The sequence below is a fragment of the Candidatus Pantoea bituminis genome (assembly GCF_018842675.1).
GTDB lineage: Bacteria > Pseudomonadota > Gammaproteobacteria > Enterobacterales > Enterobacteriaceae > Pantoea > Pantoea phytostimulans.
This window is the reverse complement of the sequence record NZ_JAGTWO010000004.1, coordinates 3,874,514-3,891,871: the sequence shown is the minus strand read 5'-3', so window position 1 is coordinate 3,891,871 and position 17,358 is coordinate 3,874,514. Positions and strand designations below refer to the sequence as shown.

7 protein-coding genes, 2 tRNA genes, 2 rRNA genes and 4 pseudogenes are annotated in these 17,358 nt (G+C 52.5%); 3 read left to right on the top strand and 12 right to left on the bottom strand.

Going from position 1 to position 17,358, the window contains the following annotated elements:
* Positions 1 to 7 precede the first annotated feature (7 nt).
* From KQP84_RS21970 to KQP84_RS21955, 4 genes are all read right to left on the bottom strand, one after another.
* A 23S ribosomal RNA gene (locus tag KQP84_RS21970) occupies positions 8 to 2,913 on the bottom strand.
* Between the two features lie 207 nt (positions 2,914 to 3,120).
* A tRNA-Ala gene (locus KQP84_RS21965) sits at positions 3,121 to 3,196 on the bottom strand.
* Positions 3,197 to 3,242: 46 nt separating this feature from the next.
* Positions 3,243 to 3,319 (bottom strand) — tRNA-Ile (locus tag KQP84_RS21960).
* Between the two features lie 74 nt (positions 3,320 to 3,393).
* Positions 3,394 to 4,933, bottom strand: a 16S ribosomal RNA gene (locus tag KQP84_RS21955).
* The 16S and 23S rRNA genes sit together here with 2 tRNA genes alongside, the layout of an rRNA operon.
* A gap of 532 nt (positions 4,934 to 5,465) precedes the next feature.
* On the opposite strand from KQP84_RS21955, the gene mdtD reads away from it, so the two are divergent.
* Positions 5,466 to 6,869, top strand: a complete 1,404-nt coding sequence (gene mdtD, locus KQP84_RS21950; protein ID WP_215848113.1) for a multidrug transporter subunit MdtD — start codon at positions 5,466 to 5,468, stop codon at positions 6,867 to 6,869.
* Here mdtD and rbsR read toward each other — a convergent pair.
* The 7 genes and pseudogenes from rbsR to KQP84_RS21915 form a co-directional block, all read right to left on the bottom strand.
* A complete protein-coding gene (rbsR, locus tag KQP84_RS21945) occupies positions 6,866 to 7,858 on the bottom strand; it encodes a ribose operon transcriptional repressor RbsR (RefSeq protein WP_505543752.1) in 993 nt (330 codons plus the stop codon). The genes mdtD and rbsR overlap by 4 nt on opposite strands.
* Before the next feature lie 4 nt (positions 7,859 to 7,862).
* Complete coding sequence (gene rbsK, locus KQP84_RS21940; RefSeq protein WP_215848112.1) at positions 7,863 to 8,792, bottom strand: ribokinase; 930 nt, start codon at positions 8,790 to 8,792, stop codon at positions 7,863 to 7,865.
* A gap of 63 nt (positions 8,793 to 8,855) precedes the next feature.
* A complete protein-coding gene (rbsB, locus tag KQP84_RS21935) occupies positions 8,856 to 9,731 on the bottom strand; it encodes a ribose ABC transporter substrate-binding protein RbsB (protein WP_215848111.1) in 876 nt (291 codons plus the stop codon).
* A gap of 26 nt (positions 9,732 to 9,757) precedes the next feature.
* The gene (gene rbsC, locus KQP84_RS21930) at positions 9,758 to 10,729 is read right to left on the bottom strand and encodes a ribose ABC transporter permease (RefSeq protein WP_215848110.1); all 972 of its coding nucleotides are present in this window, start codon (positions 10,727 to 10,729) and stop codon (positions 9,758 to 9,760) included.
* Positions 10,726 to 12,233, bottom strand: a pseudogene (gene rbsA, locus KQP84_RS21925) (ribose ABC transporter ATP-binding protein RbsA). Before rbsA ends, rbsC begins: the two are co-directional and overlap by 4 nt.
* A 7-nt stretch (positions 12,234 to 12,240) precedes the next feature.
* A complete protein-coding gene (rbsD, locus tag KQP84_RS21920) occupies positions 12,241 to 12,660 on the bottom strand; it encodes a D-ribose pyranase (RefSeq protein ID WP_215848109.1) in 420 nt (139 codons plus the stop codon).
* Positions 12,661 to 12,842: 182 nt separating this feature from the next.
* Positions 12,843 to 13,238: a YgiW/YdeI family stress tolerance OB fold protein gene (locus tag KQP84_RS21915; RefSeq protein ID WP_215848367.1), complete on the bottom strand. Its 396-nt coding sequence runs from the start codon at positions 13,236 to 13,238 to the stop codon at positions 12,843 to 12,845.
* Between the two features lie 163 nt (positions 13,239 to 13,401).
* Here KQP84_RS21915 and qseB point away from each other — a divergent pair.
* Both qseB and qseC read left to right on the top strand, forming a co-directional pair.
* Positions 13,402 to 14,052: pseudogene (gene qseB / locus KQP84_RS21910) on the top strand (quorum sensing response regulator transcription factor QseB); the annotation flags it as partial.
* A gap of 7 nt (positions 14,053 to 14,059) precedes the next feature.
* Positions 14,060 to 15,432 (top strand): annotated as a pseudogene (gene qseC / locus KQP84_RS21905) (quorum sensing histidine kinase QseC).
* Here the strand turns inward: qseC and kup are convergent.
* A pseudogene (kup, locus tag KQP84_RS21900) lies at positions 15,429 to 17,296 on the bottom strand (low affinity potassium transporter Kup). The pseudogenes qseC and kup overlap by 4 nt on opposite strands.
* Positions 17,297 to 17,358 lie beyond the last annotated feature (62 nt).

Below are 17,358 nucleotides of genomic sequence, written 5' to 3'. Positions count from 1 at the left end.
GCGTTGTAAGGTTAAGCCTCACGGGTCATTAGTACCGGTTAGCTCAACGCATCGCTGCGCTTACACACCCGGCCTATCAACGTCGTAGTCTTCAACGTCCCTTCAGGACCCTCAAGGGGTCAGGGAAAACTCATCTCGGGGCAAGTTTCGTGCTTAGATGCTTTCAGCACTTATCTTTTCCGCACTTAGCTACCGGGCAGTGCCACTGGCGTGACAACCCGAACACCAGCGGTGCGTTCACTCCGGTCCTCTCGTACTAGGAGCAACCCCCTCAGTTTTCCAGCGCCCACGGCAGATAGGGACCGAACTGTCTCACGACGTTCTAAACCCAGCTCGCGTACCACTTTAAACGGCGAACAGCCGTACCCTTGGGACCTACTTCAGCCCCAGGATGTGATGAGCCGACATCGAGGTGCCAAACACCGCCGTCGATATGAACTCTTGGGCGGTATCAGCCTGTTATCCCCGGAGTACCTTTTATCCGTTGAGCGATGGCCCTTCCATTCAGAACCACCGGATCACTATGACCTGCTTTCGCACCTGCTCGAGCCGTCACTCTCGCAGTCAAGCCAGCTTATGCCATTGCACTAACCTCACGATGTCCGACCGTGATTAGCTGACCTTCGTGCTCCTCCGTTACTCTTTAGGAGGAGACCGCCCCAGTCAAACTACCCACCAGACACTGTCCGCAGCCCGGATTACGGGCCTACGTTAGAACATCAAGCATTAAAGGGTGGTATTTCAAGGTTGGCTCCACGCGGACTGGCGTCCGCGCTTCAAAGCCTCCCACCTATCCTACACATCAAGGCTCAAGGTTCAGTGTCAAGCTGTAGTAAAGGTTCACGGGGTCTTTCCGTCTTGCCGCGGGTACACTGCATCTTCACAGCGAGTTCAATTTCACTGAGTCTCGGGTGGAGACAGCCTGGCCATCATTACGCCATTCGTGCAGGTCGGAACTTACCCGACAAGGAATTTCGCTACCTTAGGACCGTTATAGTTACGGCCGCCGTTTACCGGGGCTTCGATCAAGAGCTTCTCCTTGCGGATAACCCCATCAATTAACCTTCCGGCACCGGGCAGGCGTCACACCGTATACGTCCACTTTCGTGTTTGCACAGTGCTGTGTTTTTAATAAACAGTTGCAGCCAGCTGGTATCTTCGACTGGCTTCAGCTCCGGGAGCAAGTCCCTTCACCTACGCGCCAGCGTGCCTTCTCCCGAAGTTACGGCACCATTTTGCCTAGTTCCTTCACCCGAGTTCTCTCAAGCGCCTTGGTATTCTCTACCTGACCACCTGTGTCGGTTTGGGGTACGATTTTGTGTTACCTGATGCTTAGAGGCTTTTCCTGGAAGCAGGGTATCAGTTACTTCAGCACCGTAGTGCCTCGTCATCACGCCTCAGCCTTGAGGCCGTCCGGATTTACCTGGACTGCCAGCCTACACGCTTAAACCGGGACAACCGTCGCCCGGCTAACCTAACCTTCTCCGTCCCCCCTTCGCAGTAACACCAAGTACAGGAATATTAACCTGTTTCCCATCGACTACGCCTTTCGGCCTCGCCTTAGGGGTCGACTCACCCTGCTCCGATTAACGTTGAACAGGAACCCTTGGTCTTCCGGCGAGCGGGCTTTTCACCCGCTTTATCGTTACTTATGTCAGCATTCGCACTTCTGATACCTCCAGCAGACCTCACAGTCCACCTTCGACGGCTTACAGAACGCTCCCCTACCCAACAGCGCTTACGCGCCGCTGCCGCAGCTTCGGTGCATGGTTTAGCCCCGTTACATCTTCCGCGCAGGCCGACTCGACCAGTGAGCTATTACGCTTTCTTTAAATGATGGCTGCTTCTAAGCCAACATCCTGGCTGTCTGTGCCTTCCCACATCGTTTCCCACTTAACCATGACTTTGGGACCTTAGCTGGCGGTCTGGGTTGTTTCCCTCTTCACGACGGACGTTAGCACCCGCCGTGTGTCTCCCGTGATAACATTCTCCGGTATTCGTAGTTTGCATCGGGTTGGTAAGCCGGGATGGCCCCCTAGCCGAAACAGTGCTCTACCCCCGGAGATGAGTTCACGAGGCGCTACCTAAATAGCTTTCGGGGAGAACCAGCTATCTCCCGGTTTGATTGGCCTTTCACCCCCAGCCACAAGTCATCCGCTAATTTTTCAACATTAGTCGGTTCGGTCCTCCAGTTAGTGTTACCCAACCTTCAACCTGCCCATGGCTAGATCACCGGGTTTCGGGTCTATACCCTGCAACTTAACGCCCAGTTAAGACTCGGTTTCCCTGCGGCTCCCCTATACGGTTAACCTTGCTACAGAATATAAGTCGCTGACCCATTATACAAAAGGTACGCAGTCACCCCATAAAAGAGGCTCCCACTGCTTGTACGTACACGGTTTCAGGTTCTGTTTCACTCCCCTCGCCGGGGTTCTTTTCGCCTTTCCCTCACGGTACTGGTTCACTATCGGTCAGTCAGGAGTATTTAGCCTTGGAGGATGGTCCCCCCATATTCAGACAGGATACCACGTGTCCCGCCTTACTCATCGAGCTCACAGCTTGTGCACTTTTGTGTACGGGACTATCACCCTGTACCGTCGGACTTTCCAGACCGTTCCACTAATGCACAAGCTGATTCAGGCTCTGGGCTGCTCCCCGTTCGCTCGCCGCTACTGGGGGAATCTCGGTTGATTTCTTTTCCTCTGGGTACTTAGATGTTTCAGTTCCCCAGGTTCGCCTCGCAACACTATGTATTCATGTTGCGATGATGCACTGAGTGCACCGGGTTTCCCCATTCGGACATCGACGGCTGTAGCGGTTCATATCACCTTACCGTCGCTTTACGCAGATTAGCACGTCCTTCATCGCCTCTGACTGCCAGGGCATCCACCGTGTACGCTTAGTCGCTTAACCTCACAACCCACAGGCGTTTTGCAACGCTGCGTGCTGCAAGCATTTGAGAGACTCGAACGCGTCGCCTGTGCACCCCTTATTACGGAGGAGTGCGGCGCGCGTCGTTTCAATTTTCAGCTTGTTCCGGATTGTTAAAGAGCAGTAAAACTTCGCAATGCACTCGAAAATGCATTCTGAAGTTTTGTTTGGGTATCAACGGGGAGTTGATGGTGGAGCTAAGCGGGATCGAACCGCTGACCTCCTGCGTGCAAGGCAGGCGCTCTCCCAGCTGAGCTATAGCCCCAAAAGTCTGGTAAAACCCGTCGACCAGTGATCCTGAAAACAGGATTTGGTAGGCCTGAGTGGACTTGAACCACCGACCTCACCCTTATCAGGGGTGCGCTCTAACCACCTGAGCTACAAGCCTGCCGGGGTTTTACTGCTTCTTTACTTTTCTATCAGACAATCTGTGTGAGCACTTCGCGGGAAGGTATCTTCAGGTAAGGAGGTGATCCAACCGCAGGTTCCCCTACGGTTACCTTGTTACGACTTCACCCCAGTCATGAATCACAAAGTGGTAAGCGCCCTCCCGGAGGTTAAGCTACCTACTTCTTTTGCAACCCACTCCCATGGTGTGACGGGCGGTGTGTACAAGGCCCGGGAACGTATTCACCGTGGCATTCTGATCCACGATTACTAGCGATTCCGACTTCACGGAGTCGAGTTGCAGACTCCGATCCGGACTACGACGCACTTTGTGAGGTCCGCTTGCTCTCGCGAGGTCGCTTCTCTTTGTATGCGCCATTGTAGCACGTGTGTAGCCCTACTCGTAAGGGCCATGATGACTTGACGTCATCCCCACCTTCCTCCGGTTTATCACCGGCAGTCTCCTTTGAGTTCCCGACCGAATCGCTGGCAACAAAGGATAAGGGTTGCGCTCGTTGCGGGACTTAACCCAACATTTCACAACACGAGCTGACGACAGCCATGCAGCACCTGTCTCAGAGTTCCCGAAGGCACCGAAGCATCTCTGCTAAGTTCTCTGGATGTCAAGAGTAGGTAAGGTTCTTCGCGTTGCATCGAATTAAACCACATGCTCCACCGCTTGTGCGGGCCCCCGTCAATTCATTTGAGTTTTAACCTTGCGGCCGTACTCCCCAGGCGGTCGACTTAACGCGTTAGCTCCGGAAGCCACGCCTCAAGGGCACAACCTCCAAGTCGACATCGTTTACGGCGTGGACTACCAGGGTATCTAATCCTGTTTGCTCCCCACGCTTTCGCACCTGAGCGTCAGTCTTCGTCCAGGGGGCCGCCTTCGCCACCGGTATTCCTCCAGATCTCTACGCATTTCACCGCTACACCTGGAATTCTACCCCCTCTACGAGACTCAAGCCTGCCAGTTTCAAATGCAGTTCCCGGGTTGAGCCCGGGGATTTCACATCTGACTTAACAGACCGCCTGCGTGCGCTTTACGCCCAGTAATTCCGATTAACGCTTGCACCCTCCGTATTACCGCGGCTGCTGGCACGGAGTTAGCCGGTGCTTCTTCTGCGGGTAACGTCAATCGACGCGGTTATTAACCGCATCGCCTTCCTCCCCGCTGAAAGTACTTTACAACCCGAAGGCCTTCTTCATACACGCGGCATGGCTGCATCAGGCTTGCGCCCATTGTGCAATATTCCCCACTGCTGCCTCCCGTAGGAGTCTGGACCGTGTCTCAGTTCCAGTGTGGCTGGTCATCCTCTCAGACCAGCTAGGGATCGTCGCCTAGGTGGGCCATTACCCCGCCTACTAGCTAATCCCATCTGGGCACATCCGATGGTGTGAGGCCCGAAGGTCCCCCACTTTGGTCTTGCGACGTTATGCGGTATTAGCTACCGTTTCCAGTAGTTATCCCCTCCATCGGGCAGTTTCCCAGACATTACTCACCCGTCCGCCACTCGTCACCCAAAGAGCAAGCTCTCCTGTGCTACCGTCCGACTTGCATGTGTTAGGCCTGCCGCCAGCGTTCAATCTGAGCCATGATCAAACTCTTCAATTTAAGTTTGATTTGCTTAAACAAGTTAAGCGGTGCTCATCTGTAAAACGTCATAATGAATTTCATTATGTGTTCACTCGTGAGGCTTGATATTTTTTACGTCCGGAGACGCTGATATCCATCCTGCGAGTGCCCACACAGATTGTCTGATAAATTGTTAAAGAGCAGTGCGAACAGCGGCTTAGCCGGTCTGTCGCGAGGGGCGTATAATACGCTTTCCTCCTCAGAGTCAACCTCTTTTTCAGAAGCTTTTCTCCGGCGACGCAGTTTCCTGTGTCTCCTGAACCGTCATCCCGTTGCCGGTTTGCCGTGTCAGTGGAGGCGCATTATAGGGAGTTCTTCCGGGCTGACAAGTATTTCTTTGAATAAAATTACTGACCGTCTCTTTTTTAAACGAACGGGTTAAAAACAGGCATTTCCTGCCGGAATAACGCACAGAAAACTGCTCAAACAGCAAAAACGCGCATACCCAGCATTGTTGCCAATGCTATTCTTTTTCAATCTTACTGCTGGATAACCCTTAAAAGGATGCTCAATGATTCGATCCGCGCGCAGTATGGCCGGTCTGCCATGGATAGCTGCCATGGCATTTTTCATGCAGGCACTGGATGCCACCATTCTCAACACCGCTTTACCTGCTATAGCCACCAGCCTTGAACGTTCTCCCCTTGCGATGCAATCCGCCGTCATTAGTTATACGTTGACTGTTGCCATGCTAATTCCTGTCAGCGGTTGGCTTGCCGATCGCTATGGCACGCGCAAAGTATTTATTGTGGCGGTTTCGCTATTTACGTTGGGTTCACTGGCTTGCGCCTTCTCACAAACGCTTTCAATGCTGGTTATCTCGCGCATTATTCAAGGTGTCGGCGGTGCGATGATGATGCCCGTTGCGCGACTTGCTTTGCTACGCGCCTATCCGCGCAGTGAATTATTGCCTGTGCTTAATTTTGTCACTATGCCGGGTTTGGTCGGCCCAATACTGGGTCCTCTGCTCGGTGGGGTAATGGTGACTTACGCCACGTGGCACTGGATATTCCTGATTAACATTCCTGTCGGCATTCTTGGCATTTTCTATGCGCGAAAATATATGCCGGACTTCACCACGCCTAAACGTCGCTTCGATTTCCTTGGTTTTATGCTGTTTGGCTTTGGATTGGTGATGATCTCAATCGGTATTGAGTTATTTGGTGAGCGTATCGTCTCTGCCTGGCTGGCCGCAGGCATATTGTGCAGCGGAGTTTTATTACTTCTTCTTTATATAATGCATGCGCGCCGTCATCCTTCACCGCTGATCAGCCTACCCATGTTTAAAACCCGCACCTTCTCAGTCGGCATTATTGGCAATATCGCTTCGCGTCTGGGTACTGGATGCGTACCGTTTCTCATGCCATTGATGCTACAAGTTGGTTTTGGTTATTCGGCGATTATTGCTGGATGTATGATGGCACCTACCGCAATCGGATCGATTTTGGCTAAATCAACGGTAACGCAGTTGCTGCGCTGGTTTGGCTATCGTCGCGTGTTAGTCAGCATCACCGTCATTATCGGTATTCTGATCGCTACGTTTTCGCTACAGTCACCCGCAGAAAGCGTTTTCCTCTTATTAATACCGCTGTTTATTCTTGGCATGGCAATGTCGACACAGTTTACGGCGATGAACACCATAACTTTGGCCGATTTAGATGATGACAACGCCAGCGGCGGCAACAGCGTTCTTGCCGTAACGCAGCAGCTGGCGATCAGTTTTGGTGTTGCCGTCAGCGCCGCGGTGCTGCGCTTTTATCAGGAGTTTGAAACCAGCACTGTGCAGCAATTCCATGAGACCTTCCTGACAATGGGTGTGGTCACCGTATTGTCAGCGCTGACATTCATGATGCTGCGCAATGGCGATGGCCGCAATTTGATCAGCAATCGCGACAAAAAGAAGAAAAAGGCTTAAGCGGATCCGCGTACAATCAGTTCCGGCGTCAGCACCAACGTTTGCTGGCTGACGTCGGGATCGCGCAGACGATGGATCAAGGTATCAATCGCCAACTCGCCCAGTTCATTTTTTGGCTGATGGATGGTACTTAACGGCGGCGATAAATAACGCGCCAGTTCGATATCGTCATAGCCCATCACCGCCATGTCCTGAGGAATCTGCAATCCCGCCTGATACAACGCATGATAAACGCCAACCGCCATGGCATCGTTACTGGTGAACACCGCTTGAGGAGGGGTTTCAAGCGCGAGCAGCTCAATCATCGCGTTGTAGCCGCCCTGGAATTCAAAATCCCCCTTCACTATATATCCCGGCAAAATATCCAGACCATTTTTCGCCATCGCATTCTGATAACCCTCAAGACGCATGCGCGCCGGGGTTTTATCCAGTGGTCCCGCAATGCAGGCGATTTGCGTATAACCGCTGTCGATTAAATGCTGCGTGGCCAGTTCGCCGCCCAGTAAGGCATTGTCCTGAATAATGTCGCCGCGCCCTTCAAACGGCGCCCAGTCCATCATTACGGTAGGAATAGAAGGATAGCGGTTGAGAATATCCGCTGAAGGTAGATGACTTTCCGTGCACATGATCAGCAGACCATCAACACGCTTTTGCAGCAAGGTTTCCAGGCTACGATTCATCCGCTGCTCATCGCCTGCGGTATTACACAAGATCAGGCTGTATCCGCGTTCATAACAACTGTCTTCCACGCCGCGTACCACTTCCGCATAAAATGGGTTACTGCTGGCGGTAAGCAGCATGCCGATGGTATGCGTTTGGTTGATCTTCAAGCTGCGTGCCAACGCTGAAGGCGCATAGTTCAGTTCGCGGATGACTCGCTCAACTTTTTCACGTACGCCCTCGCTCACAAAACGATTGTTATTAATAACGTGAGAAACAGTTGAGGTTGAGACGCCTGCTTTACGGGCGACATCTTTCATGGTAGCCAAGCGCTTAATCCTGCTGTTGCAAAAAATCATCGATTTCCGCGCGCCACGGCACGGAAGGCTGCGCGCCCGGACGCGTTACGGCAATGGCAGCAGCAGCATGGGCGAAGCGCACTGCATTATGCATAGCTTGACCTTCCAACCGTGCAGTAATAAACGCGCCATTAAACGTATCGCCCGCCGCGATGGTGTCTACGGCCTTGACGCTGAAACCCGCAATACGCTGGCCATTGCCCTGCTCACTCAGCCATACGCCACGACGCCCGAGAGTAATCAACACTGTTTCAATGCCCTTCGCATGCAGTGCTTTGGCTGCCTGGGCCGCATCGTCATCACTTTTTACCGCAATCCCCGTCAGGATTTCTGCTTCGGTTTCGTTCGGGGTAATGATGTCAATCAACGCGAGCAGTTCATCTGACAGCCTGGTCGCTGGGGCAGGATTGAGAATGACCTGCGTTTGATGTTGACTGGCGATTTTGGCTGCCGCCAATACGCTTTCCAGCGGTGATTCAAGTTGCATTAATAACGCATCAGCCTGTGCAATGATTTGCTGATGACGTTCAACGCAGGCTGGCGTTAACGCGGCATTTGCACCTGAATAGATACCAATGTTGTTCTCGCCTTCGCCATTTACGAAAATCATCGCCACACCGGTAGATTCATTCTCAACGCTTTCCACTGACGCAACGTCAATGTTGTCCTGCGCCAGCTGCTGACGAATGCGCTCGCCAATATCATCAGCGCCCACGCAGGCGATAAACGCGATATCCGCGCCTGCGCGCCCAGCGGCAACGGCCTGATTCGCCCCTTTGCCACCAAACGCAATGTGATACTGCGTCCCGATCACCGTTTCACCGGGACGCGGAAAGTGCGACAAATTAAGGATGTGATCAGCATTGATGCTGCCAAGAACGGTCAGTTTTGAGTTTTTGCTCATAGGGAATGATCCAGAAAGAGTGCGCCACCGGAAAGGTGGCGCAATGCCCTGCTTTTCTTTGATTTATTGACTAACCAGCTTCAGGTCAACTGGATTAACCGCCTGCACTTTTTCGCTCTTTAGCACTTTATCAGCGGTATCAACGCCAATCATGCCAATTTTGTCCGGCATCTGTGCCACAGTCGCTGACAGTTTGCCCGCTTCAACCGCTTTAACGCCATCAGCAGTGCCGTCAAAGCCGACCACGATCACATCTGTTTTACCCGCAGTTTGCAGCGCACGCAGTGCACCCAACGCCATTTCATCATTCTGGGCAAACACAGCTTGCACGTCAGGATGCGCCTGCAACAGATTCTGCATCACGTTCAGACCTTTAGTACGGTCAAAATCTGCCGGCTGGCTGGCAAGAATCTGGAATTTGTGCGCATCGGCGGCTTGTTTAAAGCCTTCGCCACGTTCGCGCGCCGCAGAAGTCCCGGCAATGCCCTGCAGTTCGATGATTTTTGCATTTTCACCGACTTTCTTAGCGATGTAGTCACCTGCCATTTTGCCGCCAAAACGGTTGTCAGAGGCAACGTGACTCACCACGCTGCCTTGTGATGCCACACGATCAAGGGTGATAACAGGAATCTTGGCCTGATTAGCCATTTTCACTGCATTGCCAACTGCATCGGAATCTGTTGGGTTAATCAGCAGCAGCTTGGTGCCGCGTACTGTTAAATCTTGCACGTTAGCCAGCTCTTTTGCTGGGTTGTTTTGCGAATCCAGCACCACCAGGTTGTAACCCAGCTTGTCAGCTTCTTTTTGCGCACCATCTTTCAACGCAACAAAGAATGGATTATTCAGCGTAGAGACAACCAGTGCGATAGTCTCCTTTGCCATTGCGCCAGCACTTAATGTAGCGCCAAGAATGACAGCCAATGCGGTCAACTTTTTCATCATTTCATCCTGTGTAAAGGTCAGAGTTATTTACTGCTTTTATTATCCACCAGCACCGCGAGCAGGATTACCACCGCTTTAACGATCATCTGGTAGTACGAAGAAACGCCCATCAGGTTCAGGCCGTTGTTCAGAAAGCCCAAAATCAGCGCACCAATTAACGTGCCGACAATCCGCCCTTTACCGCCTGCCAGGCTGGTTCCACCTAACACCACCGCAGCGATAGCATCCAGCTCATAACCGGTTCCTGCCGTTGGCTGCGCTGAGGACAAGCGCGCCACTTCAATGGTGCCTGCCAGCGCCGCCAACATGCCGCACAGGGAATAGACGATCACTTTGACGCGGTTCACATTGATGCCGGATAAGCGCGTTGCCGCTTCGTTGCCACCCAATGCATAGATGTAACGTCCAAGGCGGGTGTGATGCAGCATGTACCAGGCAACGATAAACACGATCGCCATCAGCCAGACCGGCGTGGGAATACCCAGCGGGCGACCGATACCGAACCAGCCAAACAGATCAGCGTTATCGTTGAAGCCGGTATTAATGGGGCTACCGTTGGTATAAACCATCGTGACGCCACGCAGCAGCAGCATCATTACCAGCGTGGCGATAAACGCCTGCACTTTGCCGCGCGCCACAATCGTGCCCGTTACTGCACCAATTGCAGCACCCAGCGCCAGCGAGGCCGCTACCGCCGTTAGCGCATTGACTTCCAGCCCCACCAGCGATGCAGCTACCGCGCCGGTTAGCGCCAGTAACGAGCCCACCGAGAGATCGATGCCAGAGGTTAAAATCACCAACGTCATGCCCACCGCCATAATGGCGTTGACCGAGGTTTGCTGCAGGATGTTGAACACGTTAGCGATGGTAAAGAAGTTCGGACTTTGGCTCGCGACAACGGCAATCAACACGATCAGCGCAATCAGCGATTTTTGCTCCAGCAGCCACTCTTTGCTGAACCAGCGACGGCTGGAAGGTAAGGTTTGGGTACTCATACAACTAAATCCTCGCTGTGTTGCTTGCCAACGGCTGCCGCCATCAGGCTTTCCTGAGTGGCTTCTTCACGGGTAAATTCGCCGCTTAAATGGCCTTCATGCATCACCAGAATGCGATCGCTCATGCCTAACACTTCCGGCATTTCCGACGACACTAAAATAATGCTCAGCCCTTCGGCTTTGAACTGGTTAATTAACTGATAAATCTCTTTTTTGCGCCAACATCAACACCGCGCGTTGGTTCATCAAGGATCAGCACATGGGGCCGCGTCATCAAACCACGCGCAATCGCCACTTTTTGCTGATTACCGCCAGAAAGCAGGCCAATCGGCTGCTCCATCGACGGGGTTTTGACGTTAAACAGACGAATAAAATCGCCTACCGCAAGTTGCTCTTCAGCATGTTTCAGGCTGCCACCGCCGCGGCTGAAATAACGCAGCGCGGTTAAAGACATGTTCTCTTTTACTGACATGCCCAGCACTAAACCGTCACGTTTACGATCTTCCGATATATAAACGATGCCGTTTGCCAACCCATCCTGCGGTGAACGCGTGACGACCTCGCGTCCATCCAATAACACGTTGCCTTCACTACGCGGCAATGCCCCGTACAGCACTTTCATTAATTCGGTTCGACCCGCGCCCATCAAACCGGAGACGCCAAGGATTTCGCCTTTACGCAACGTGAAGCTGACGCCGTTTACGCCTGGTCCGCTAAGGTTTTCTACTTTTAAACGCACGTCGCCTGGCGCTTGATCGAGGCGAGGATATTGATCTTCCAGTTTGCGTCCGACCATCATCTCGATCAGGCTCTCTTCGGTAAGATCACTTACCGCACGCTCGGCAATAAACTGACCATCGCGGAACACGGTGACGTCATCGCATATCTCAAAAATTTCTTTCATACGATGCGAGATATAAACAATGCCGCAGCCCTGCGCTTTTAATTCGTTGATCACGTTAAACAGCGATAACGTTTCGGTGTCGGTGAGCGCATCAGTCGGCTCATCCATGATAATGACCTGCGACTCAAAGCTGATGACTTTGGCGATCTCCACCATTTGTTGATCGCCGATCGACAAATCGCCCACCAGCTTGTGGCTGTTAAAACGCAGGTTAAGCCGATTCAGTAAGGCGTCCGCTTCGGCATGCATACGTTTCCAGTCGATGCGACCAAAGCGGTTGACGAATTCGCGGCCAAGGAAAATATTCTCCGCCACGCTAAGTTGAGGAATCAGGTTAAGTTCCTGATGAATGATACCGATGCCCGCTTCCTGGGAAGCTTTTGGTCCGCTAAAGGTGGTTTCTTTCCCCAGCCACTTTAGCGATCCCGCATCACGGCTGTAGATGCCGGTCAGCACTTTCATCATGGTAGATTTGCCCGCGCCGTTTTCTCCCACCAGCGCCATAACGCGTCCGGGGTAAACAGCCAGCGAGGCACTTTTCAACGCTTTCACGCCAGGGAACGATTTTTCAATCCCGATGAGTTGCAGTAACGGTTGCATAGCGGCCTCAGAAGGTCACACCGGCGCTCAGGATGACATTCGCATACGGAGAACACTCTCCGCTGCGAATGACCGCCTGACTACGCTGAGTATGTTGTTTGAACTGTTCATGGCTGGTGTAACGTACCGCGATGGTATTCCCCTGGTGCTGTTGCAAGGCTTCGAGCACAGCGAGCAGCGCGCTGTGGAGCTGCGGATTGTGCAGCTTAATCTCTTCCGCAATCAGGGCACTTTCTACCTGCATCTCCAGCGTGACAGCATTGACCACCTGCATAAAATCGGGCGTGCCCGGCGTAAGCGCCAAGTCAATACGTTGTGGCCCGGCCGGAATCGGCAAGCCTGCATCGGCAATGGTGAGCGTATCCGTATGACCCAAGCGGGCAATCACATGAGAGAGTTCAGCGTTTAACAAGCGACCTTTTTTCATCTATTCACTCCACAGCGAAACGTTTCGCTGGCTGCAGTGTATGAAATGTATAAAGCAACTCAATCGGCAAATGAAAGAAGTGTGATCGCTATCGAAACGTTTCGCTTCAGCGGGAGAGAATTTGTCTTAGGGGATAGGAAAAAGGAAAGAATGGACCGCCGCAGCGGTCCTGAAAGCAGGATTTAAGGCAGTTTCTTCACTTGCTTAACGTCCAGCTCAATGCTGTTGAAATCTTTGTCTAGCTCACCCGTTAATTCAACGCGGTCTTTCGGCGAAATGGTCTGTCCATTCCAGCGCTTGTGATCAATTTCGACTTTCATGGTGCCGGTTTGATCACGGAACTGATAATCCTCGTCACCAATCTGCTTTTCCAACTGGCCACGTACAGTGATCCAGCTGTCATCTTTCATCTCTTCAGCCTGTTTTACGGTGACAACGCTGGTGTTGTCCGCATTAAACCCACCTTGTTTAACCTGGGCAGCAGGCGCATTAGGATCGACAAATCCACCTTGCTGAGCAGCAAAAACCGGCGCAGAGGCCAACATAACAACAGCTAACAGTGCGGCTTGCTTTTTCATCATTCCACCTCTTGTCCATGAATGTATTTCGTTTTGATGCATACAGTTAAGCACAAGGTTCTTAACAGGATCTTAAGGATAAAAAATAGCCGAAATAGAGTGAAAGCTGCTGTACAAGCCTGGCTGTGCTTCGTATAAATCCCTTTCTATCGGGGGAGAATCGATGCGCATTTTATTAATCGAAGACGATCGCTTAATTGGCGATGGCATCAAAGCGGGACTGAGCAAATTAGGATTCAGCATTGACTGGTTTGTCTCCGGCGAAGCAGGATTTCAGGCATTAGCCGCTGCACCCTGGGATGCGGTCATTCTCGACCTCTCTCTGCCGGAACGTGACGGACTGGATATTTTGCGTCAATGGCGCCAGCAGGGCCACGATGTGCCGGTGCTGATTCTCACCGCGCGCGACGCGCTGGATCAGCGAGTCGAAGGTTTACAGCTCGGTGCAGATGATTACCTTTGCAAACCTTTTGCCCTAACTGAGGTGGCAGCACGTTTACAGGCATTGATTCGTCGTCGTCATGGTCAGGTTCAACCCGAACTGCGCCACGGCAATGTGGTGCTCTCGCCCGGCAACCACAGCGTGATGATGGACGGCGAAGCGATTGAACTAAAAAGCCGTGAGCTGGCACTGCTCGAATTATTTATGCTTAATCCCGGTCGAGTCCTGACGCGCAGCCAGCTAGAAGAGAAGCTCTATAACTGGGATGACGACGTTTCCAGCAATGCGATAGAAGTCCACATTCATCATCTGCGCAAAAAATTGGGCAGCCGTTTCATTCGCACCGTTCACGGCGTGGGTTATACGCTGGGGAAGCGGCATGCGATCAATGAGCCTGTTCCTGCGCCTTGGCATTGGCTTTGTTTTGCTGCTGGGCGTTTGCTGGGGCAGCGCAAGCCTGAGCGCATGGTATCAAACGCGTGAAACCATCAATGAACTGTTCGATACTCAACAGATGCTGCTCGCTAAGCGCCTGCTTAGCCTGGATTTTGCCACACTGGATAATGTCTCTCTGCCTAAAACCAAACGGCTGCTGCGTCATAATCGTGGCGATCAGGATGATGATGCATTGGCGTTTGCCGTTTTTTCTCGCGATGGCAAACAGGTGCTTAATGATGGCGATAACGGCAAACATCTCCCGTTTGAAGCAGATTATCAGGGCTTCCGTGATGGACGTTTAGATAATGATGACGATCGCTGGCGCTTTGTCTGGCTGACCACCGAGGACCAGCAGTTCCGCGTGATTGTCGGTCAGGAATGGGAATATCGCGATGACATGGCAAAAGATTTGGTCAACGCCAGCGTCTTGCCGTGGCTGATCGCGCTGCCGCTGATGCTGTTATTGCTCATTGGCCTGGTGTGGTATGAGTTGCGTCCTCTGAAGCGGCTGGCGCAGCAGCTCACCCAGCGTGAGCCCGATGATGACACCCCTTAAACGCCAAACCTTTACCCAAAGAGGTACAGCCGCTGATCGTGGCATTAAATGGCTTGTTCAGCCGTATCAGCGCCATGATGCATCGCGAACGCCGCTTTACCTCCGACGCAGCCCACGAACTGCGCAGCCCATTGGCCGCACTTCAGGTTCAGAGTGAAGTGATTCAACTTGCCGCTGATGATGAAGCCATGCGTACCCATGCATTACAACAACTGGATGCCGGTATTACGCGGGCCACGCGATTAGTGGATCAATTACTGACTCTTTCGCGCGTTGAAGCGGATGACGCCCGCAGTGCTTTTCAGTCGGTTGATCTACAGCGAACCTTGCAAGATACGCTCATTGCTCAATTGCCGCTGGCTGACAACGCTGGTGTAACGCTACGCTTACATGCGCAGGCTGAACCGGTGATTCAGGGACATCCGTTGCTGCTCTCGCTGCTGGTGCGCAATCTGCTGGATAACGCGATTCGCTACACGCCTGCGGGAAGTGACGTTGATCTCTGGCTGGAAGCCAATAGCTTACGCATTGAGGATAACGGTACAGGCGTGAGTGAAGCCGATTTACAGCGCTTAGGAGAACGTTTTTGGCGGCCGGCGGGACAGGAAAAAAGCGGTAGCGGTTTGGGATTATCCATTGTGCGCAACATCGCGCACCTTCATGACATGCAGATTGCCTTTAACCAGCGGCAAGGCGGCGGATTGTGCGTCACCTTGCGCTGGTCATCTCACGCCCTAATCAGTGGCGCACCCGCTTAAATCTCGACCTGCGTTCCCAGCTCAATCACACGATTGGGCGGGATCTCAAACTGATCAGGCGCACGTAATGCGTTTCGTTGCAGCGCCAGGAACAGCTTGCCGCGCAACCTCAAGTACCACGGACGTTTACCCATAATCAGCGATTCGTGCGACATAAAGAATGAAGTCTCCATCATGCGGCAGTTTAAACCTTCTAACCCGCAACGATGGAAAACTTCTACCACGTTCGGCGTTTCACGCCAGCCGTAGCTCGCGACAACGCGCCAGAATGTGGGTGAGAGCTGCTCAATAGTGACGCGACGCACATTATGCACGTAAGGCGCATCTTCCGTACGTAACGTTAATAACACCACACGTTCATGCAACACTTTGTTGTGCTTGAGATTATGCAGCATAGCGAAAGGAATCACATTCAGTGCACGCGACATATAGACCGCGGTGCCCGGTACGCGAACCGGCGGTGATTTCTCGAGTGACGCGATCATCGCTTCAAGTGAATTTCCATGCTCATGCAGACGTCGCAACAGGCGGAAACGCTCACTTTTCCAGGTCGTCATGATGATAAACATCACTAATCCCAGACAAAGCGGCAGCCAGCCACCGGAGAAAATCTTAACCAGGTTGGCAGTGAACAGCGGAATATCGATACACAGCATCAGTACCAAAATGACGCCAACCGCTAGCTTCTGCCAATGCCAGTTTTTGATCGCCACAGTGCAGGAGAGAATGGATGTCAGCACCATGGTACCGGTTACCGCAATACCATACGCCGCTGCCAGATTACTTGAATGTTCAAAGCTGACGATGACAATCACCACAGCAAAATAGAGCACCCAGTTGATAACCGGAATGTAGATCTGACCCGATTCCATTTCTGAAGTATGGATGATACGCATGCCCGGCAGATACCCCAGACGAACCGCCTGACGCGTTAACGAGAACACACCAGAAATCACCGCCTGTGAAGCAATCACCGTTGCCAGCGTGGCCAGGATCAGCATAGGAATCAGCGCCCATTCTGGTGCCAGCAGGAAGAACGGATTTTTTATCGCTGCGGGATCGCTGAGCAGGAGTGCACCCTGACCAAAATAGTTCAGCACCAGTGAAGGCAGCACCACCGAGAACCAGGCGAGTCGAATCGGTATTTTGCCGAAATGCCCCATATCCGCATACAACGCTTCAACACCGGTAATCGCCAGTACCACCGCGCCAAGCGCAAAGAATGAGATGGTTTTGTAGTGCAAAAGAAGTTAACCGCATGTGCCGGATTCAGCGCCTGCAACACTTCTGGGTTTTTCATGATGCCATTGACGCCCAGCACCGCCAGCACCAAAAACCACAGCAACATCACCGGTGCAAACAGTTTACCGACAATGCCAGTGCCATGTTTTTGAATCATAAACAGCAGCGTTAATACGGCGATAGAAAGCGGTACGATAAAGGGATCCAGCGACGGTGCAGCAATCTCCAGCCCTTCTATCGCTGACATCACAGAAATAGCGGGCGTGATCACCACTTCACCGTAAAAGAAGCTGCCACCAATCAGCCCCATAATCACCAGCACAGCAGTAGCGCGAGCGCCGGTATTGCGGCCTGCCAGCGACATCAGCGTTAAAATTCCGCCTTCACCCGCGTTGTCGGCACGCATGACATAGCTGATGTATTTAAGCGACACCACCAATACCAGCAGCCAGAAAATCAGTGACAGAAAACCAAATACGGCTTCACGTTCCACACCAAAACCGAACTGACCTGAAAGGCATTCACGCAAGGTATACAGCGGACTGGTACCGATATCTCCGTAAACTACACCAATAGCGGCCAGCGTTAATCCACCAAGCGACTGCTTCTTATCCGAGCTCATAGAGTTATCTTTTGTTGGAGTCAAAGAGGCACAAAACCGCTCGCTCAAGCCTCTAAAAAGCG

What these genes read in the sequence shown, in the direction of transcription:
- mdtD (WP_215848113.1), top strand. Translation starts at nt 5,466, where the DNA reads ATGATTCGATCCGCGCGCAGTATGGCCGGTCTGCCATGGATAGCTGCC.
- rbsK (WP_215848112.1), bottom strand. Translation starts at nt 8,792, where the DNA reads ATGAGCAAAAACTCAAAACTGACCGTTCTTGGCAGCATCAATGCTGAT.
- rbsB (WP_215848111.1), bottom strand. Translation starts at nt 9,731, where the DNA reads ATGAAAAAGTTGACCGCATTGGCTGTCATTCTTGGCGCTACATTAAGT.
- rbsC (WP_215848110.1), bottom strand. Translation starts at nt 10,729, where the DNA reads ATGAGTACCCAAACCTTACCTTCCAGCCGTCGCTGGTTCAGCAAAGAG.
- rbsD (WP_215848109.1), bottom strand. Translation starts at nt 12,660, where the DNA reads ATGAAAAAAGGTCGCTTGTTAAACGCTGAACTCTCTCATGTGATTGCC.
- KQP84_RS21915 (WP_215848367.1), bottom strand. Translation starts at nt 13,238, where the DNA reads ATGAAAAAGCAAGCCGCACTGTTAGCTGTTGTTATGTTGGCCTCTGCG.